This window comes from Roseovarius sp. JB2-10, from assembly GCF_055693585.1.
This window is the reverse complement of sequence record NZ_CM146337.1, coordinates 1,689,770-1,708,761: the sequence shown is the minus strand read 5'-3', so window position 1 is coordinate 1,708,761 and position 18,992 is coordinate 1,689,770. Positions and strand designations below refer to the sequence as shown.

Annotated in this window: 22 protein-coding genes; 6 read left to right on the top strand and 16 right to left on the bottom strand. The window is 56.4% G+C overall.

All coding sequences use genetic code 11. The features are described 5' to 3' along the window. Positions 1–8 precede the first annotated feature (8 nt). Genes pyrC through ACZ1HJ_RS08465 form a run of 3 tightly spaced genes read left to right on the top strand, consistent with a single transcriptional unit; the run spans position 9 to position 2,160 of the window. Positions 9–1,286: a dihydroorotase gene (gene pyrC / locus ACZ1HJ_RS08475; protein ID WP_472722184.1), complete on the top strand. Its 1,278-nt coding sequence runs from the start codon at positions 9–11 to the stop codon at positions 1,284–1,286. After that, positions 1,286–1,891, top strand: coding sequence for a glycerol-3-phosphate 1-O-acyltransferase PlsY (gene plsY / locus ACZ1HJ_RS08470; RefSeq protein WP_472721860.1), 606 nt, complete (start codon positions 1,286–1,288; stop codon positions 1,889–1,891). Before pyrC ends, plsY begins: the two co-directional genes overlap by 1 nt. Beyond that, positions 1,888–2,160 (top strand): hypothetical protein, encoded by a 273-nt coding sequence (locus ACZ1HJ_RS08465; protein WP_472721859.1) that lies wholly within the window; start codon positions 1,888–1,890, stop codon positions 2,158–2,160. The genes plsY and ACZ1HJ_RS08465 overlap by 4 nt, the downstream gene beginning before the upstream one ends. Positions 2,161–2,172: 12 nt before the next feature. On the opposite strand, the gene ACZ1HJ_RS08460 is transcribed toward ACZ1HJ_RS08465, so the two are convergent. The 9 genes from ACZ1HJ_RS08460 to ACZ1HJ_RS08420 all read right to left on the bottom strand — a co-directional run bounded on the left by ACZ1HJ_RS08460 (position 2,173) and on the right by ACZ1HJ_RS08420 (position 8,296). Then, a complete protein-coding gene (locus ACZ1HJ_RS08460; RefSeq protein ID WP_472721858.1) occupies positions 2,173–2,364 on the bottom strand; it encodes a Trm112 family protein in 192 nt (63 codons plus the stop codon). Next, positions 2,361–3,005 carry an LON peptidase substrate-binding domain-containing protein gene (locus ACZ1HJ_RS08455; RefSeq protein WP_472721857.1) on the bottom strand — a complete coding sequence of 215 codons (645 nt, stop codon included), beginning with the start codon at positions 3,003–3,005 and terminating at the stop codon, positions 2,361–2,363. Before ACZ1HJ_RS08455 ends, ACZ1HJ_RS08460 begins: the two co-directional genes overlap by 4 nt. Before the next feature lie 26 nt (positions 3,006–3,031). After that, entirely contained in the window at positions 3,032–3,943 is a 912-nt protein-coding gene (locus ACZ1HJ_RS08450) for a tetratricopeptide repeat protein (RefSeq protein WP_472721856.1), read from the bottom strand. A 93-nt stretch (positions 3,944–4,036) separates the two neighbouring features. Beyond that, positions 4,037–4,324 (bottom strand): hypothetical protein, encoded by a 288-nt coding sequence (locus tag ACZ1HJ_RS08445; protein WP_472721855.1) that lies wholly within the window; start codon positions 4,322–4,324, stop codon positions 4,037–4,039. Beyond that, positions 4,314–4,562, bottom strand: coding sequence for a hypothetical protein (locus ACZ1HJ_RS08440; protein ID WP_472721854.1), 249 nt, complete (start codon positions 4,560–4,562; stop codon positions 4,314–4,316). Before ACZ1HJ_RS08440 ends, ACZ1HJ_RS08445 begins: the two co-directional genes overlap by 11 nt. Beyond that, positions 4,556–5,365, bottom strand: coding sequence for a hypothetical protein (locus tag ACZ1HJ_RS08435; RefSeq protein WP_472721853.1), 810 nt, complete (start codon positions 5,363–5,365; stop codon positions 4,556–4,558). Before ACZ1HJ_RS08435 ends, ACZ1HJ_RS08440 begins: the two co-directional genes overlap by 7 nt. Then, positions 5,365–5,769, bottom strand: a complete 405-nt coding sequence (locus ACZ1HJ_RS08430; RefSeq protein WP_472721852.1) for a hypothetical protein — start codon at positions 5,767–5,769, stop codon at positions 5,365–5,367. The genes ACZ1HJ_RS08435 and ACZ1HJ_RS08430 overlap by 1 nt, the downstream gene beginning before the upstream one ends. Next, the gene (locus ACZ1HJ_RS08425) at positions 5,766–7,256 is read right to left on the bottom strand and encodes an FAD-binding oxidoreductase (protein ID WP_472721851.1); all 1,491 of its coding nucleotides are present in this window, start codon (positions 7,254–7,256) and stop codon (positions 5,766–5,768) included. Before ACZ1HJ_RS08425 ends, ACZ1HJ_RS08430 begins: the two co-directional genes overlap by 4 nt. 221 nt (positions 7,257–7,477) lie before the next feature. Beyond that, positions 7,478–8,296, bottom strand: coding sequence for a sulfotransferase family protein (locus ACZ1HJ_RS08420; protein ID WP_472721850.1), 819 nt, complete (start codon positions 8,294–8,296; stop codon positions 7,478–7,480). 149 nt (positions 8,297–8,445) lie between these two features. On the opposite strand from ACZ1HJ_RS08420, the gene ACZ1HJ_RS08415 reads away from it, so the two are divergent. Both ACZ1HJ_RS08415 and ACZ1HJ_RS08410 read left to right on the top strand, forming a co-directional pair. After that, positions 8,446–10,023, top strand: a complete 1,578-nt coding sequence (locus ACZ1HJ_RS08415) for a DUF5928 domain-containing protein (protein ID WP_472721849.1) — start codon at positions 8,446–8,448, stop codon at positions 10,021–10,023. A 12-nt stretch (positions 10,024–10,035) separates the two neighbouring features. Beyond that, positions 10,036–10,419, top strand: coding sequence for an HIT domain-containing protein (locus ACZ1HJ_RS08410; protein ID WP_472721848.1), 384 nt, complete (start codon positions 10,036–10,038; stop codon positions 10,417–10,419). 41 nt (positions 10,420–10,460) lie between these two features. Here ACZ1HJ_RS08410 and ACZ1HJ_RS08405 read toward each other — a convergent pair whose 3' ends face one another. Next, positions 10,461–11,003, bottom strand: a complete 543-nt coding sequence (locus tag ACZ1HJ_RS08405) for a hypothetical protein (RefSeq protein WP_472721847.1) — start codon at positions 11,001–11,003, stop codon at positions 10,461–10,463. 429 nt (positions 11,004–11,432) lie between these two features. Between ACZ1HJ_RS08405 and ACZ1HJ_RS08400 the strand changes: the two genes are divergently transcribed. Further along, positions 11,433–11,747 carry a hypothetical protein gene (locus ACZ1HJ_RS08400; RefSeq protein ID WP_472721846.1) on the top strand — a complete coding sequence of 105 codons (315 nt, stop codon included), beginning with the start codon at positions 11,433–11,435 and terminating at the stop codon, positions 11,745–11,747. 39 nt (positions 11,748–11,786) lie between these two features. Here ACZ1HJ_RS08400 and ACZ1HJ_RS08395 read toward each other — a convergent pair whose 3' ends face one another. The 6 genes from ACZ1HJ_RS08395 to ACZ1HJ_RS08370 all read right to left on the bottom strand — a co-directional run bounded on the left by ACZ1HJ_RS08395 (position 11,787) and on the right by ACZ1HJ_RS08370 (position 18,964). Then, positions 11,787–13,103 (bottom strand): M16 family metallopeptidase, encoded by a 1,317-nt coding sequence (locus tag ACZ1HJ_RS08395; protein WP_472721845.1) that lies wholly within the window; start codon positions 13,101–13,103, stop codon positions 11,787–11,789. Beyond that, the gene (locus ACZ1HJ_RS08390; protein ID WP_472721844.1) at positions 13,100–14,428 is read right to left on the bottom strand and encodes a M16 family metallopeptidase; all 1,329 of its coding nucleotides are present in this window, start codon (positions 14,426–14,428) and stop codon (positions 13,100–13,102) included. Before ACZ1HJ_RS08390 ends, ACZ1HJ_RS08395 begins: the two co-directional genes overlap by 4 nt. A 114-nt stretch (positions 14,429–14,542) precedes the next feature. Continuing rightward, positions 14,543–15,058 (bottom strand): DUF3035 domain-containing protein, encoded by a 516-nt coding sequence (locus ACZ1HJ_RS08385; protein ID WP_472721843.1) that lies wholly within the window; start codon positions 15,056–15,058, stop codon positions 14,543–14,545. A 52-nt stretch (positions 15,059–15,110) separates the two neighbouring features. Then, positions 15,111–15,581, bottom strand: coding sequence for a signal peptidase II (gene lspA, locus ACZ1HJ_RS08380; protein WP_472721842.1), 471 nt, complete (start codon positions 15,579–15,581; stop codon positions 15,111–15,113). 12 nt (positions 15,582–15,593) lie between these two features. Continuing rightward, positions 15,594–17,183 (bottom strand): bifunctional phosphoribosylaminoimidazolecarboxamide formyltransferase/IMP cyclohydrolase, encoded by a 1,590-nt coding sequence (gene purH / locus ACZ1HJ_RS08375; RefSeq protein ID WP_472721841.1) that lies wholly within the window; start codon positions 17,181–17,183, stop codon positions 15,594–15,596. A gap of 35 nt (positions 17,184–17,218) precedes the next feature. Beyond that, entirely contained in the window at positions 17,219–18,964 is a 1,746-nt protein-coding gene (locus ACZ1HJ_RS08370; RefSeq protein WP_472721840.1) for a heparinase II/III family protein, read from the bottom strand. Positions 18,965–18,992 lie beyond the last annotated feature (28 nt).

Sequence of the window (18,992 nt, the reverse complement as noted above, 5' to 3'; positions counted from 1 at the left end):
ACGCCCCTATGAAAATGCTCTTTTCCAATGCCCGGGTGATCGATCCGGAGGCGGGTACAGACCAAACAGGCGCGGTTTTGGTCGACGGTGGCGAAATCAAAGAGGTGATCTACGGCGGCAATCCGGATCTGGGGGTTCGGACAATCGATTGCGCAGGAAAATGCCTGGCGCCGGGGATCGTGGATATCGGCGTAAAAGTGTGTGAACCGGGTGAGCGCCACAAGGAGAGCTACAAATCTGCTGGCCTGGCGGCCGCCGCGGGCGGGATCACCACCATGGTTACGCGACCCGATACACTGCCTGCCACCGACAGCCCTGAAACGCTGGAATTCGTCGCGCGTCGGGCGAATGAAGCCGCGCCCGTGAATGTGTTGCCCATGGCCGCATTAACCAAGGGGCGGGCGGGTCGCGAAATGACCGAGATCGGTTTCCTGCTCGATGCCGGGGCCGTGGCCTTCACCGATTGCGATCATGTCGTCACCGACAACAAAGTGTTCAGCCGGGCGCTGACCTATGCGCGGTCGCTTGGTGCGCTGGTGATTGCCCATCCGCAAGAACCGGGGCTGAGTGCGGGCGCTGCCGCGACCAGCGGTAAATTCGCATCATTGCGCGGTTTGCCTGCCGTCTCCCCAATGGCGGAACGCATGGGTCTGGATCGTGACATTGCACTGCTGGAGATGACGGGCGCGCGCTATCACGCGGATCAAATCACCACGGCACGCGCCCTGCCCGCATTGGAACGGGCCAAGAAAAACGGCCTCGACATTACCGCCGGTACATCGATCCACCATCTGACATTGAACGAGCTGGACGTCGCGGACTACCGCACGTTTTTCAAAGTCAAACCCCCGTTGCGCTCCGAAGACGACAGACAAGCCGTGATTGCCGCCGTGCGTGAAGGGTTGATCGACACGATCAGTTCCATGCACACACCCCAGGACGAAGAAAGCAAACGCCTGCCCTTTGAAGAAGCGGCAAGCGGTGCGGTGGCACTGGAAACGCTTCTGCCTGCAGCGCTTCGCCTCTATCATTCCGGGGATCTTGATTTGCCCACGCTGTTCCGGGCGATGGCGTTGAACCCAGCCAAACGATTAGGCTTGCAATCAGGCCGCATGGCCGCGGGTGCGCCTGCAGATTTGCTGATGTTTGACCCTGATGCACCCTTCGTGCTGGATCGTGCAAAGCTGCACTCGAAATCCAAGAACACACCGTTTGACGGCGCGCGCCTGCAGGGTAAAGTGATGGCGACTTATGTGGCAGGCAACTGCGTTTTCGAGGCCCCCTGATGCCCGTCATTGAAACCTCCACCTTCATGCTGATCCTGTGGGCCATCATTGGCTACGGCTTGGGGTCGGTTCCTTTTGGGATGATCGTTGCAAATGCCATGGGGCTGGGCAATCTGCGCGACATCGGGTCTGGCAATATCGGCGCGACAAACGTGTTGCGCACTGGCAGCAAAAAGGCGGCGGCAGCAACGCTGCTTCTGGATGGCGGCAAAGGGGCTGTTGCTGTATTGCTGGCGCGCGTTATCTCGGGCGAAGATGCCGCGCAATTGGCGGGGTTGATGGCCTTTGTCGGGCATTGTTTCCCGGTATGGCTTGGCTTCAAAGGCGGCAAAGGGGTCGCCACGTTCCTCGGTATTCTGCTGGCGTTGATCTGGCCCGTGGGCGCGGCCTGTTGCCTTACATGGCTGGTCACGGCGGCCATCTCTCGCATTTCCTCCATGGCCGCGATCACCGCTGCCGCGTCTTCCACGCTATGGATGTTGTTTCTGGGGGATGGGACCGCGTTTTTTCTGGGTATCCTCCTGACATTGCTGGTTTTCTTTCGGCATATGTCAAACATCAAACGTCTGCGCGATGGCACTGAACCCAAAATCGGTCAGAAGTGATCGAGGCTTTTCTAGCTGCATTTGATGCCTTGCCGCTTGGTACATTCACCGGGCAATCAGAGGGTAAAACATATATCGTCACCCGCGCAGATTTCGCCGATGGCAGCAGTCAGAAACTGGTCGCAGAAGAACTGGGCGGCACGGATTACATAAGCCTCAACCTCTACCGGCTCAAATCGGGCGCACGGCTCAAGCCATGCGAAATGCCGGCCGCCAAGGTCGTGAATTTCGTTCTGTCTCTCAGAGTTTTGCCCGGCCCGTCAGCCTAAAAAGGCTGAAAATCAATCCAGTGTGCGGGCTTCGTCGATCAGCATGACGGGGATGCCGCTGCGGATCGGGAAAGCCAACCCTGCCGCTTTGCTGACCAGCTCTTGCGCGCTGGCATCATACTCCAACCGGCCCTGGGTTTGCGGACAAACCAATGCTTCGAGCATATGGCGGTCAAACTCGGGCGGTGTCGCGTCTGCTGTCATTGCATCAATTCCTCATCATCCCCGCCCCTCAGAGCGAATTCGATCAGTGTGACCAGCGTTTCGCGCCGCGTTGTGAGCGATGGCGCTTCAAGCAAGGCCTGCTTGTCTTCGGGTTCGAACCCAAGAAGCATCGACAAAGAATTGATCAGCAATTCATCATCCGCCTCTTTCAAGGATTCCCAATCCGTCTGTAATTCGCGCGACTGAAAATAACGCCCCAACAGCTCCAGAAACGGCCCGCGTTGGAATTCCAGGTCTACGTCGGTCGGTCCAAGATCCCGCTCAAACCCACTCCAATCCACGCGGGCGCGGCGATAGGGTGTGAACCCGTCAAGCTCTTCGACGATGCGAAACCGCGACATGCCAGACAGGGTAATCATGTAGCGACCGTCTTCGGTTTCGGAAAACTGCGTTACCCGCCCCGCACAGCCAATGGAATACAAGGCGTCTTTAAAGCCATCAGGAACCCTGTTCGGTTGGATCATCGCGATGATCCGTTCAGGTGTTTTCAGCGCATCGTCCAGCATTGCCAGATACCGTGGCTCAAACAGGTGCAGCGGCAGACGAGACCGAGGCAGCATCAAGGCTCCGGGCAGCGGAAAGATGGGGACGACGTCCGGCAGATCTGCGGGATTTTTCATATATCTTATCTAGCGCTTCAAAGGGCTCAGGCAAATATCATTGAGCTCAATTTCCGCCGCCCGTTCAGAACAACAGGGTCATTCGGTTTGAGCGCTTCAAAGAGCGTAAAGAGTTGTTGTTTGGCCGCTCCGTCATTCCATTCACGGTCGCGACGAAAAAGTTCCAGAAGATGCGTCACCGCTTCCTCGGCCTGATCGTTGGCACTCAGGGCCAATGCCAGATCAAACCGTGCCTGGTGGTCATCCGGGTTGGCCTCAACCGCGGCTGTCAATTCGCCAACAGGGCCCGCATCAGCCGCCTGCCGCGCCAATTCCAGCTGCGCATGCGCGGCTTCGATTTCGGGCGATGTGCTGATTTCCGCAGGCGCACCATTCAAAATGGCCTCCGCCTGCTCCAGATCATCCAACGCTATATGCGCACGCACCAGCCCGGCATACGCCCGGGCATTGGCCGGATCTTCCTGCAAGATGGCGGCATATGTCTGCGCCGCATCGGTAACAGCACCTTCCTCCAGCATCTCGTCGGCCGCATCCACTGCTTCGTCCAGACCGTTCCCTGCAACTTCGCCCCCTGCGGCCTCAACCGTCCGGGCGACAAAGGCGTCAATTTCCGATGGGGCAACGGCGCCCTGAAACCCGTCAATCGGTTGGCCTTGCCAGAACGCGTACACGGTCGGGATGGATTGCACCCGCAATTGCCCTGCAATTCCCTGATTTTCATCGACATTGACCTTGGCCATTTTTACCGCGCCATTGGCTTTGGTTACGGCAGCTTCAAGGGCGGGTCCAAGTGTTTTGCACGGTCCGCACCACGGGGCCCAGAAATCAACGATCACCGGTACGGTTTGCGAGGCTTCGATCACCTCGACCATAAAATCGGCCTCGGATACATCTTTGATCAGGTCTTGTGCGGGGGGTTGGCTGCCAAGTTCAATCATATCGCGCCACTCCGATGTGCTGATAATGTTGGGGTGTGGTTTACATGGCGTACCCGGCGTTGTGTTGCAAGGGCCTGCGCCAGAAAGGCCGCGTCAAACCAGCAATGGCAGGCACCCCGGCAGACCAGCTGGCAAAACCAGCTTACCGCCCGCCCGGTAAAGCGCCACGCCAAGGCCCGGCGCATTGGATTTGACGGCGATCCATCCGGTTCCTTTGCCGACCACGGCAGCGCCTTCCGGCAGTTCCGAGACAAAATCATCTGCCGGTAGCAGAACGATCGCACCGGGTGCCGCGTTTGTTGCGACCATGACCAGAGCAAGCGTCGCAACCCAACCCACGATGACCGCGCAAAGTGCAAAGACCCAGTGTTTAATAGTCATGAATGTGCTCGATCGTCAGCGGACCGGTACGCATCACCCGGAGCCTTTCAGCCAAGGCAGGAACTTTCAGCAAGATGAGGTGGCGGTAATCGCCGTATCCCTGCCGCGGAAAACTGTAGAGCGCGCTGTTCACCCGCCCACCGGGCGCAGTGGCGGTCAGCAGAATGTCATCATTGCCTGCGATCTCGTCAAAATTCACGCCATCTTGCGCCATCTCCTGCAGCAGATTGGTCAGCACCCGGTAGCGCGGTGTTTCAATTTCGATCCCCTCCCCCGAGGGCCGATCACTGTTACATCCGGATAGGCGGCCAGCGCCTCGGGCGTGGCGTCGCGCACGACCATCCGCAGACGCAACTCATCCGCGCCGATATTGGCCACGGCCTGCTCGATCACGCCGGCATAGAGTGTTTTGACACCGTATTCCGCGCTCAGCGCCAAAAGTCTTTCCGTGTCCCGTAAGCTGCCAGTTGTTGTTGCCGCCAGCGCACCGGCAACCTCAGCAAAATCCCATTTGTACCAGGGCACCTGCTGCAAGAACGCGGCATATGCTGCCGCCTGTTCGGCCGAGAGATCATCAAGAGGCGCGCGGTCCGGGCCACGCATCAGCGTGACCAGACGCCCCAAGGTCTCTTCATAGGCGGCTTTGGCCAACATCTCTGCGGTGAAGCTGACACCAATCGTGTAGACCATTTGTTTGGTTTCACCGGGAAATCCGCCGTGTTCGGCACTGGCATAGGCCAACTCGCAAAGCGACGACCAAAATCCGCGGATGGATTGAAGATAGCGAAATTCGTGCGGGTCGCCTTCGGCAATCACCTTGGCGTAATCGTCATACGCATGCACGATATGCCATTCCGGATAGGTCAAAAGCGTGCGTGCCTCCGCACGGTGATGATCGGCGGGCAATTGCGCGGCGTAATCCTCTTCAACCGGTTCGCGGATACAGGCCGTCTCGACATAGCCCACCGGGAGCAACAGCCCGCCAATAACCAAAACGAGGATCAAAACCAGCCTGATCAGGGTTTTGAAGAGCCAGCGCATCAGTCACGGTCCAGCTTGAGGCCCGCCCAGAGGGCAAAACCCCCAAGTGCGATATGCGGCAGGTTGGCCAAGACGCGTTGTATTGTGAATGACAAACCGGCAGACGGATTGGTGAAGATCCCCATATCCAGATACCCGTAGCCCGTGAAAAAGCCAAAGATACCATCGCCGATATAAAGTGCGCCGAAAATCACCAGAAAGATTTTGGAGGCACGGTGGCTTATCAGACCCGCTGACAAGGCCCAAAGAGCCGACGCCACGTGCAATGCATCATCAAAAAGGTCGAGTTCGAAGATGCCGAACGCGAGGCCTTGATCATCAGTCAAGCCGGGGATGTAGTTCAATGACGCCGCAATCATCAGCGCGACAAAATATCCGACGGAAATTTTCTGTAATGTGCTCATAGCGTGCTCAAATATTTGTCCCAAAGATTGTTGCGGAAGATCAAGTCCGGATCCAGCGTGCGCTTTGCACCTGCAAATTCTGCGGCGCGCGGGTACGCCCGGGCCAATTGTGCCAGTGTCGCATGCGGCCGGTAAGGCAGATAATACGTACCGCCGATATCCGTGATGCCGTCGATCAACGCCCGTGTCATGCGCGCCATATCTGCCTCTGCCCGCACGGTCATTTCCTGACTGAACGACATCACGGCGGCAATGCGCGGCACGGGTGCATAGGCCAACCAGCTGTCGGGATCGGTGTCGATAAAGCGCAACGTGACGTTCAGGAATTCCTGATAGGATGCGGGGATAACCCGTTGACACATATCCAGGAATTCCGGGAACCTTTCCGGTGAGACGAAATATTCATGCAAGATGTCCGTGCGGTTCGGATCGCGGTCATCCAGCGTGATCACAGGCTCATTGATCAGGGAATTGCGGGTAACCTCTCCGCCGGTCAATTTTGGACCCAGATCTGTTTCTGTCCACCAGCGTACCCGTTTTAATCGTTCGTTCCCAAGCTGCGCACGGTAGAGGCGGCTGGCCAGTTTTGCAGAAAATCCCGATCCGCTGGCGGCAGGCAGATCAGATTGATCCGACGTCGCCTGATAGCTGATCATCAAGGCATCCTGGAAGAAGTTCGCTTTGTCCACGTTGAGGCGGCCATAGGCCATCGTCACGGCGTTATCCGACACCGCATCGACAAATCGACTGCCAAATTCAACGGCCGGAAATTTTTCGAATGACGGCTTTAACCGCGCGTTTTTCGACATTTCGACCTCCATGGAGGTGATCGCACCGGTGAGGCCGTAGCCGCCCATGGTCATGCCAAACAAATCGGCATTTTCGGTGCGGGAGCACGTGATCAACTCGCCCGAAGGCAACACCATATCAAAGCTGCGCACTGTCGCGCCCATAGGCCCCATTTTCACGGGCCAGCCATGGGCATTCACGCAAAACGTAGCCGCGACGCCGAAATCATTGTTGGATTGCATCACCTTTGGACCAAATCCAAGAGGGTCCAATGCGGCAATCACCTGGCTCCAACGCGCGCCGGCATGCACGCGGAAAATCCCATTTGCCGTGTCCGGCTCGATCCATCCGTTGTCATATGTAACCGCATAGCCAAGGTGAGGTATCGCTTGGCCGCCCATCGAATGACGCGCCGCGCCCACATTAAAGGGCAATCCGTTGGCCCGCGCGTCACTGATCTCCGCACGAATAGCGGCCACAAGAGCGTCGCCGGGATCTTGGTTTAGAATCGCATGTCGGAAAATAGGTGTTTCGCTCAGGCCGCTGGCGTCGTTCAGCGTGCTGGCTCCGCCGGGTGGTACCAAAGATGTGGTCCCATCCAAGACGGGTTTGGCGGGGGTGAAATGCCGGGTCGCCCACCCACCAATCACCGCCCCGCCACCCAAGAGCAAAGTACGTCGGGAGATACTATTCATCATACTAAAATTTGCCCCTGAAACTGAGTTTTCAATATTTCACGAGAAATAGATAGGTCAGGAAATCCTGACCTTTAGAATTCGAAAACGTGACAATTTAAGGAAATTTTAGGGTTCGCGCATATCTGGCAGATACACGAAGTCGGGCGCGGGCCCGGCAATGAACGCGGCAAGCAAACCGGCTTAGGCCGGCATCAAAACCAAATAAAATCAGTATCTAAGGCCTATTCGCCCAGCTTGATATGCACTTCATCAAGATCGATTTCACCGATGGGCATTTTGTTCGACGGGTCTTCAAAATCATACTTGAAGAGGTCAAAATCGCGTTTGTAGATCTCGTAGACCAAATGCATCGACAAATCGTCAAAATAGTCTTCGACCGGATGCTCGCGCTTGGGACCATGGCCTTCGGATTCGTTAAATCGCGGGATTTTCTTGATGTTCACCTTCTTGGGCGTCTCAATGGATTTCAGCACTTCTGACATGCCGTCATTGAAGCTTTCGGTCCAGAAAATCTTGTCGTAGGTGCCGCCGTTCACGATGAAGGTCGAGACATGACCGGCCTGGGCTGACCAATGGATGTCCGGCTCCATCGGACGCCGCCAGCGGATGGTATCTCGGGCAAAAAGCAGAAATCTGCGGAAGCTCTTGATCTGGTCAAACTCCTGTTTGCCATCTTCACCGCCCACCTCAATCCCATATTTCTGGACCAACAGGGGCACAAGTTTGCCGCGATACCGGCGCCCATTACGCTGAATGCCACAGATCTTGTCGAAAAAACTGGACAGGACGCGGGTGTAGGGATTGCGCACACATGTAAACGCATAGGATTGGTGCGCCGTCACATTGGCTGTGATACTGGGCTGGCTTTCCTCGCGCGCCCATTTATGCAGCCCTTCCGTGGCGTCGTGGATATCGCCATCAAAGAATTCGCCATGATCCGAATAGTACATGATTTGACCGATGGTCGAGCAGGCGCATTTTGGCACCACGCGATACACCACGCTTTCACTTTCGGTCATCCAGGTGCCGGGAAACCCCATTCTACTGACTCCGCACTCATTTGCCCGCCTTTTGAGGGCTTTATCGTGTCTACCCCGTTAAAAAATTCAAAGAAACCCTGTTTATTCAACGCTTGTTCATGCTTAACAATGTAAACAATCGCAGCAGCACCGGATAAACCGTTTCCAAAATGGCAAAAATCGCCTTTATTCTTCTGTGTCACAAGGATCCGGACGCGATCATTGGTCAGGCAGAAATGCTGACCGCTGCTGGCGATTACATGTCCATCCATTTCGATGCCCGCGCCAAGCCGGAATACTATAAGAAAATTCGCGCGGCCCTTGCCGACAATCCCAATGTGACGTTTGCCCGAAAACGGGTGAAATGTGGGTGGGGTGAGTGGAGCCTTGTTCAGGCAACGCTCTATGCGATCGAAGCTGCGGTCAAAGACTTCCCGCGTGCCACGCATTTTTACATGTTGTCCGGTGATTGCGCCGCGATCAAGTCTGCCAAGTACGCGCATGATTTCCTTGATGCGAATGACATGGATTACATCGAAAGCTTCGATTATTTCGATAGCGATTGGATCAAGACCGGCATGAAGGAAGAGCGGCTGATCTACCGGCATTTCTTTAACGAGCGGAAACATAAGCGTCTGTTTTACGCCAGCTTCAAAGCACAAAAGAAACTTGGACTGACGCGCGATATCCCGCATGACATCCAGATCCAGATCGGCAGCCAATGGTGGTGTCTGCGCCGGCGGACAATCGAATGGATTTTGGATTTTACGCGGGACCGTAAGGACGTCATGCGCTTTTTCCGATCCACATGGATCCCGGATGAGACATTCTTTCAGACGCTGGTGCGCCATGTGGTCCCCGAAGCGGAGATTGAGACGCGCACGCTGACCTTTCTGATGTTCACTGACTACGGCATGCCGGTGACGTTTTACAACGACCACTACGATCTGCTGCTCAGCCAGGATTTTCTGTTTGCCCGCAAGATCAGCCCGGAAGCATTGGAGTTAAAGGAACGTCTTGGCGCGCTTTATGCGGACGATGCGACGCAATTCCAGATATCGAACGAAGGCCGGAGCCTGTTCAAATTTCTCAGCGGGCGGGGTCGGATTGGGCGCCGCTTTGCCAGCCGCTTTTGGGAAACCGAAAGTACGTTAGGCCGGGAACGCGAGCTGATGATCGTGATTTGCAAAAAATGGCATGTGGCCAAGCGATTGATCGAAAAAATCCGCCACATCACCAACGTGCCTGCGATCGAATACCTCTTTAATGAGGAAAACACCGCCCTGCCCGACCTTGGGGGCATTCAGGCAACCTTGGGCAAACGCACCAGGCACCGACGCGCTTTGATGCGGATGCTGTTTGATTACTATGAAACGGACCGCCTGATTGTGTGCATTGATCCCGGAAATCTGGATTTGCTGCAGGATTTTTGTGGCGACCGGTCGACAACGAAGCTCTTGGAAGTCCAGTGTGAATTTACCGACGAATATCTGACAGGCCATGCCATGCGCGTGGGTCTGGCAGGGGAACAGACGCCGCCCGAAACACTCGAGCGGCTTTTGCCAACCATTCGGGGTGATATGACCTTCGAGTCGGACCGGATCCGAGATGCAGAATTTGAAAATCACATGGTGATGCGGCAAACGGCTGAGCCCAAGCAAAATGCTGACCTTCTGGCGCGCTTCCTTGATCTTCCGGTCGATACCACGCAGAAGGTTGTCGAACACGAACATCTCTTTGCCGACTAAGGATGCAACCCGATGCCTTATGCCTATGACGATCAGAACATCTTTGCTAAAATCCTGCGCGGCGACATTCCAAATGACACCGTTCTGGAAACGGAGCATTGTCTGGCTTTCAACGACATCCAGCCACAAGCACCGGTACATGTGCTGGTGATCCCCAAAGGGGCTTATGTTTGCCACGACCATTTTGCACTTGAGGCCAGCGATGCCGAGATTGCGGATTTCACCCGCGCTATTGGCAAGATCTGTCAGATGAAGGGCATTCAACCGGGCGAAAGTGGCGAAGGATATCGCACCATTTCCAATGCCGGTGTCCACGGCGTACAGGAAGTACCGCATTTTCACATGCATATCATTGGCGGTCGAATACTGGGGCGGATTCTATCACAGAGTATGTGACGGCTTTGCGGACTTAGCTACCGTTCAATCCAAACGCCCAATTATCCCTGCGCGCATATTTCCAAGTCCCCGGCATGTCGAAACTCTACACCAAGTTCCTCAAATGCTGCACTTTCTCTACGAAGCGCTGCACTATTGCGGTCTAGAAATGAAGTCGCCTGATATCTTGTAATTTCTGGAAATTCGGTGCCAAAAACCTCTGCATGATAAGCAATCGCATAATCAAGAGCGTTCAACGCCGCCTTTCGGACCCTGGGAACAACAACAGCTTCCCGCCCAATTTCATGGAACTTTTTCAAATCGGAAATACGCCAATGAACTGAAATTTTAAATATGCATCGACCATCAAACCGTGAACTTTCGACCTCCTCGCGCCGTAACGAATGAGTATTTTCAATCGAAAAAGTCTCAAGGAACGGCACGCAACTGTGTATTCCGGGACCCACCTTGCGCTTTATGTTTCCATTTCTGTCAAAAACAAGAGCTTCGTTCTCCGGGTGAACAACGAAGAAATCGCATCTATCTGAGTCTGTTTGAGCCGCAGCAGACAAGGGAAGAGCCATAAAGACTGCCATCAGGACCACACTGCGCATTTCCTTTTACCCCCACAATTTCTCTTTCGCCGGAATTGCTCTCTATGCAGCACAGAGGGGAAACATCCGCAATGTCCAAATCAGCCAAACTCAATGAATTTCCAGCTCAGTTAAGTTGACGATAATTTCTGCTTTGGGCTCAAAGATGCCATTTGAAGTGGCCAAGATGGAAGCTATTGCTCATCACTGTTTTTGCGTAGCAACCAGATGAATGAACCAATCGATAATCCTAGAAGCCATTTCCATTCAAAGTCGGTCAATGGCGGAAAAAGCAGTGCTGTGACGACGAAGTAGAAAGCCAGCCAAAGTACGACATAGAAAACTCTTTTCCACTTTGTGGACATCGAAACAACTTACCTCTTATTAACCGGAGTGAATGAAAAGATTGCGCAGCCATTCACCTGCCTAAGCCATCTTTAAATGAGTCTCAAAGTACAAATCATCAATGTCCGCTTCGGGCTCAAAACGGACTTTAACCTATCAAACTACCAACACTGGCAGGTGGGCGATGGTGGCATTGTCGTAGGTATCACGGCCTTCAACAATCAATCCGTACTTCACCCACATAACCGAGCAATAGCGCAGGTCTGCGCGCTTTTCGGTGGGTTGGAAATCGCCAAGGCTCGAGTGCAATACTCCCGTGTGTGTTCCCGTGTTGCGGAATTCGACCGTAGGCCACTCTCCTCACTGGTTGACGATTACGTTTTCGACTTTGCAAAGCCCATTCTGGCTTGAAATCTTCGGTTTGCACTTTTGTGAAGCCGTCGGAACGCCCTAGTTGATCGTTGTCTCAAGCCCCTCCGGCTTACCCGTGACGACGAATGTCAGGCGATCCGGGTCCAGAAGTTCTCGCGCGACGCGGGTGATGTCGTCCATCGTGACCGCGTTCACCTTGTCGTTGCGTGTGGCGATGTAGTCGGTGGGCAGGCCCTCCATCTGCATCCCGACGGCGATGTTGGCAATCGGACCGTTGCCGTCAAACCGAAGCGGATAGGCCCCGGTCAGATAGGTCTTGGCATCGTTCAGCTCGGCTTCGGTCACGCCACCTTCGCGCATGCGGACCCATTCATCACGGATCACCGCAACGGCCTCGGCAACGCGGTCATTTGCGGATGAAACGGACCCCATCCAAACCTGTGCGCTGTCCATGTCCAGAAGGTAGGAATAAACGCCATATGTCAGGCCCCGCTTTTCGCGCACTTCGGTCATCAGTCGGCTTTCAAATCCGCCACCACCCAGAATGTGATTGAGCAAATAGGCGGCAAAGAAATCGGGATCATCCCGGTCAATCCCTGGCTGCGCAAAAGTGGCAACCGATTGGGGCGTGTCAAAATCCACAACTTTGATGCCACCGGGCAAGTTTACATCCGCGTCCTGTGGCAGCGGAGAGCCGGTGGCAGGCAATTCACCCAACAAATCATCCAGCAGCGCGGTCAGTTGATCGGATGTGATGTCCCCCACGGCGCTTACGTAAATACGGTCCAGCGCCAGGGCATTTTGATGGGCCACAATGATGTCATCACGGGTCAAAGCCGCAACGCTTTCGAGCGTGCCGTCACGTGAACTGCCATAGGGGTGATCGCCGTAAACAAGCGTGTCAAATGCGGTCGATGCAATACTCCGCGGGTCTTTGAGATCAGATTGGATCGAAGAGATCACCTGGGCGCGAACACGGTCGATATCCGCCTGATCAAACCGCGGTTGAACGAGGCTGGCGCGCAACAGGGCGACGGCCTCATCGCGGTTCTCACTAAGCATTTTGGCTGAGACTGAGATTGTGTCATCACCGGTGTCATACCCGAAGGAGGCGGCCAAAGCCTCGGTCGCGCGGGCGAACCCGCGTGAATCGAGGTCACCAGAGCCTTCCTCCAACAACGCCATCATAAGGTTGGTGGCCCCGCGCTTGCCGGGCAAGTCCAGCGCAGCACCACCGCGAAAGCGCAGTTCGAGCGCCACAAAAGGAATTGAATGGTCTTCAACAAGCCAGGCTTCAATGCCGCCAGGCGTTGTAAGTTCCTTGATATTCACTTCGGCCCGGGCGGGCATCGTGAGGATCAAAAGGGTGGCAAAAGCAGCGAAAAAGCGGATCATTGTGTCACCTCCGGTGCGGTCAACCATCCGGTGACAGCGTTTTTGCGGTTAAAGACTTTTTCGGCCGCGGACATAATGTCATCTGCGGTTACTGCTTCGAGCAGTTCGGGCCAGGCTTGCACATCCGCAACGGTCAACCCTTGGGTCAACGCGCGACCGTAACGGTTCGCGAGAGACCCAACATCGTCACGTTCGTATATCTGCGATGCGCGAATTTGCATCTTTATCCGGTCCAGTTGTTCCGCATTGATGCCATCGACCATGAAGTCGCTGAGGACTTGATCCATCGCGGCTTCGGCCTCTTCCAGTGATACGTCTGCCGTGGGGACCACGACCAGATTGAAGGTCGTGTCATCAAGGGACAACCCGCCGTACCACGCCGCCGTCTGCACAGCGATCTTGCTGTCGAATTGCAACTTTTCGGCCATGACCGACGTGATCCCGCCACCCAGAATTTCCGCCAGCATCGTCAGCGCTGCGGCTTCTTCCTGCGCGCCACTGTCACGCTCGGGGGCCAGATAGGAACGGCTGACATAGGGTTGCGCCACACGCGGGTCTTCGTAGACCAACCGGCGTTCGGCCATCTGTAGGGGTTCTTGTGCCCGGATACGCTCAGGCAGTTCCGGATTGGCAGGGATCACACCGTAATACTTCTCGGCCAACGCGCGCACATCGTCGGGCTGTACATCTCCGGCGACAACCAGAATGGCGTTATTGGGCGAGTAATATGTGCCATAAAACGACAGCGCATCCTCTAGGGTCAACTCCGTCATCTCATGACGCCATCCTATGATCGGCACCCCATAGCGGTGGTTGAGAAACTGGGTCGCATTCTTTTGCTCACGAAACAGCGCGGACGGGTTGTTCTCGACCCTCTGATTTCGCTCCTCAATGATCACGTCACGCTCGGTCAGGATGTCGTCTTCGCCCAGTTGGATATTGATCATTCGATCACTTTCCATGCGCATCATCAACTCAAGGCGATCCGCCGCAACGCGCTGGAAATACCCGGTGTAATCGTAGCTGGTAAAGGCGTTGTCCGTGCCACCATTGCGCGCGACGGTGGCTGAAAATTCACCGGGCGCCAGCGTTTTGGTTCCTTTGAACAGCAGATGTTCGAGAAAATGCGCCACACCGGATTCGCCGGGCGGCTCATCGGCAGATCCCGCACGATACCAGACCATGTGCACTACAACGGGCGCGCGGTGGTCTTCGATCACCAGAACCTGCATGCCGTTATCAAGTGTGAAATCAGTGACCCTGTCGTCGGCCATGGCTGGAAAGGCGGCGGCGGCAAAGGCAATTGCCGCGATCAATAGGCGCATCAAATATCTCCTGTAAATCCGGTTGTCGGATGTCTAGGTGAAGATACGGCGCAATCGAAGCGGTTCAAGTGCCGATGGCAACGAACTGACAGGCTTGTGAAATCCGATAGGCCGTTAATTTTCCGGTGGCGCGGTCGGGATCGTGATGCCGGCGCGGCGCAAGCGGCGAAACTCCGACGCACTATCGAGCCACTGGCGTTTGTAGGCGTTGGTGTAATCATCCGTCGGACCGATGCGCAAAATGTTCACGCGCCCATGACGGCGGCGCACGGCTTTGTCTTCGGTGCGCAGGGTTTGGCGGATGCCTGGCGTCACACCATAGCGGCTGGCATGGCGCACCACAGCACCGTCACTTGCCGGAATGCCACCGCTGGCCAGAACGGCGGTATTGCCGCCCAAGGCGGCGACGCCGTCAGATAACGGGTTTTGGTCCGTCAGATTGCTGCCGCCGGGGGTGGGTGTTGGCAAAGCTGTAAAGCTTTCAGGGGTCTGCAGCGGCTTGCCTGGGATGATCGTAAACTCATCCGGGCCTTCGCCGGTTTTCTTGATCCGTGACAGTGGTTTGTCCTTGTTGGCGCAGGCCGTCAGTGCCAGCGCAACGATCACCATCAATACCCGCGACAACATCATCGCCACCCTCCTGAACCTTCTTGGATTGGTTTATCGCATAGCTTTGCCAAGGTCACGAGGGCTTTTTATCGGATGTGAACAGGATGAGGCCAAAAGCACCGGCAAAAACGGCGATATCAGCCACATTGAACGCGTAAGGGTTGTCAAATCCGCAGCATGACATGTTGAGAAAGTCTGCGACGGCACCGTAAATCAGGCGATCAATCACGTTGCCCAAGGCCCCGCCGACCAGCAAACCACCCGCGATGCGTTGCCAGCGGTTGGTCTCCATCCGGGACATCCAGACAAGAACCGCCACCGTAATGCCAATCGCAATGGCGATCAGTATCCACCGCGTCAGAGGGTTGTCTGCCGAGAACAGGCCAAAGTTGATCCCATAGTTCCACGCCATGCGGAAATTGATAAAAGGCGGCCAGACATCGATGCGTCCCAATTCACGCAGACCCATGGCATGAACCACAAGGTATTTGCTGATTTGATCCAGCAAAAATGTGATCGTACCAACCCAGAATACGGTGCGCATGGTTCTTTTCCTCTAGTGCCGGAAGTGCCGCATACCGGTCAGCACGACCGCCAGCCCGGCCTCATCCGCCGCGGCGATCACTTCGTCATCACGCATCGACCCACCGGGGTGGATCACAGCCGTGGCGCCCGCCTCAGCCGCCGTCAACAGACCATCGGCAAAGGGAAAGAACGCGTCCGAGGCCACAACACTGCCTTGGGTCAGCGGTGCGGCCAGGCCCAGGGCTTCGGCCATATCCTCAGCCTTACGCGCGGCAATCCGGCAGCTGTCCACGCGGCTCATCTGGCCTGCGCCGACACCCACGGTTGCGCCATCCTTGACGTAGACGATGGCATTGGATTTAACGTGCTTGGCGACTTTCCAGGCAAAGAGCATATCGGACATTTCCTGATCCGTGGGCGCGCGTTTGGTCACCACCTTCAGGTCATCGGCGTCGATATGGCCATTGTCCTTGTCCTGCACCAGATACCCGCCTGAAACCTGTCGCAGGGTCATCATCGCCGTTTGCGGGTCGGCCAGGCCATCTGTCGTCAGCAGGCGCAGATTTTTCTTGGCCGCAAAGACCTGCCGCGCGGCCTCATCAGCGCCCGGGGCAATGACGACTTCGGTGAAAATCTGAGCAATCTCTTCGGCTGTTGCGCCATCCAAAGGCTGGTTCAAAGCGATGATACCGCCAAACGCGCTGGTCCGATCACAATCAAACGCACGGCCATAGGCCTCTTTCAGCGTCTCGCCGCGCGCCACACCGCAAGGGTTGGCGTGTTTGATGATGGCGCAGGCCGGGCCGTCCTCTGGTAAAAACTCACTGACCAGTTCAAACGCCGCATCCGTGTCGTTGATGTTGTTGTAGCTCAGTTGCTTGCCTTGCAGCTGTGTGGCCGTAGCCACCCCGGGGCGGTTGGAACCATCGGTGTAGAATGCTGCCGCCTGATGCGGGTTTTCACCGTAGCGCAGGGTTTGCGCAAGCGTTCCTGCCACCGCGCGGCGGCGCGGAACGTCCGCCCCAATCGCACCGGCCATCCACGTGGACACGGCTGCATCATAGGCGCCCGTGCGGGCATAGGCGGTTTGCGCAAGTTTCTGACGAAAGCCCAATGTTGTTTGGCCATCGTTGGCATCAAGTTCTGCCAGGAGCGGCGCGTAATCTTCGACATCCACCACAACGCTGACAAAACTGTGGTTCTTGGCCGCCGCCCGGATCATTGCCGGGCCGCCGATATCAATATTTTCGATGCAGGTGTCATAGTCCGCACCCTTGGCCACGGTTTCCTCAAATGGATAAAGGTTCACGACCAACAGATCGATCGCGCCAATACCGTGCGTTTCCATTGCCGCCACGTGATCATCGTTGTCCCGCAGCGCCAGCAGACCGCCATGTACCATTGGGTGAAGGGTTTTGACGCGGCCATCCATCATTTCCGGAAACCCAGTCACATCCGCCACGTCACGCACCGCAAGCCCTGCCTCGCGCAGCGCCTTGGCCGTCCCACCGGTCGAGAGCAGCTCGACCCCGCGATCTACCAATGCCTTGCCCAGATCAATCAGGCCGGTTTTGTCGGATACAGAAAGAAGCGCGCGGCGCAGGGGGGCGAGGTCGGTCATGTGGCAGCTATCCCGTGGTCATGTGACGTATGTGTTTATTCGTCGGCCACCGGTTCAAGCGCTTCCTGTTTCAGATCGCGTATGCTGATCGGGGTGTCCTGCGCCTTGGACAGTGACCATCTTGTGCGGGTCGCATACTCCATTGCGACGCCAGATAGAACAATCTGTTTGGTCGCGCGCGGCTTTAGACGGGTTTTTTCCAGATAAACACTGACATCCAATGACAATTTTAACGGCCCATCCGTGCGGAAAATCCACATTTCACCGGATTTGAGGGCCATCGACACCGCCGTGCCGCCCAAATCAACCGCCGCATCGACATCCGGATGCAAATGGAATCGCAGATCATACGGGATGCCTTGCAGCTGTCGTGCCTCCATTGCCTGATCAAATTGTCGTTTGTCGGGGTCATTGATCGCCAACAACATGTCTTCGCCCGCGATGCCCCGGCCATCAAATGTCATTTCGATCTTGCGCACATGGGTCAGGCCATGGGTCGGGACATACCCGTCATGCGCGGCCTCAAACCGTAACCCATCCGGTGCTTGGCTCATTTGAACTGGGACGTTTTTGGGCGCTTCGGTCAGCCATTCCTTACTCAGGCTGCCCGTGCCCAATCGCGCGCTGGAACGGCTGGAAAGCACCAGCGTGGAATGTGACGGCGTGGCGCGCCCTGCACGACGCCAATCGCGGCCAAAACTCGCGCCCGATCCGCAATTCACAATCAACGGACGGCGCCCGGAGGTCAGCTCAAACGCCAGTGTCGACGCATGGGCATTCGCCGACGCCTTGCCCGACGGCGGCGGTGCCGCATCCACGATCACGCTTGTCCGGCCCGCGCTCAATCTGGCATAGCCCATCGACAGGCCGTCCGGTTGCCGCGCTTTCACGCCGCTGGATGCCAGCGCATTGTCCAAGCGCCCCTCAAGACCGCGCCCGCCGCCGTGAAACCGCGCAAGATCACCATCTGAATGACGCAGCATGCGGAGTGTTGGCGCAATCCGTTCGATTGCCTGCCAGTGTTCGCGCCCCGGCGTCCGATCTGTTTCGGTCAATGCCACGGCGGCCCAATTGAGCAGGGTAAAGACTTCAAGCAGATCTTCGGGATTTCGTGTCGGCAAGCCCCCATCGGCACCGATTTGCGTATCGCATTCACGGCCAAGCGCCTTGATCGCAGGTCCGACATGCTCCTCCATCCCTTCCAGCGACAGGCCCGCGTAAATCAGACCGGTCAACGCCTCGAACCGCGCCAGACCGGGGCGCGACGCTTGCCACCTGCGCCCCAGAAAGATCGTCTGTTGCGCCAGCGAACGATAAAACGGCGTGGTCACCGAAGCATCGTTACGCCCCAGCATGACAAAGAGCGCATGGTTGATCCACCGGATCAGTCTTCGACCCGTCAATTCCGGGGTCCAGCCGGGGCCACGGCCATTGCCAAACCGTTCGATCCAGTCACTTAGCCAGGCCTGAGCCCGTTGCCGCGCGGGTACATCACCGGCGGCAGCAAGGTCATCCAGCCAGACAAAACCATGCATTTCTTCGGTGAAGGTCGCGTCAGGGCTGGGCAGGTCCCAGATGCTTGTGCCCGGTTGTTGCACGAGATGTCCGGCAAAAACGAAATTGCCCGCCGTTAACTGCCGCCCTCGGGCGAAGCTGCCGATGGTTCGGGGTTCGGGCTGTTGCACGAAGGCTGTCACGGGCCGCGCGCGCGTGGCCCTGCGCGCCTGCGCGCGGTCCATCATTCGCGTCCATTGGACGGACAGATTTTCCGAGTTGAACATTGCCTTGCCTCTGAACGCTCTTCGCGGC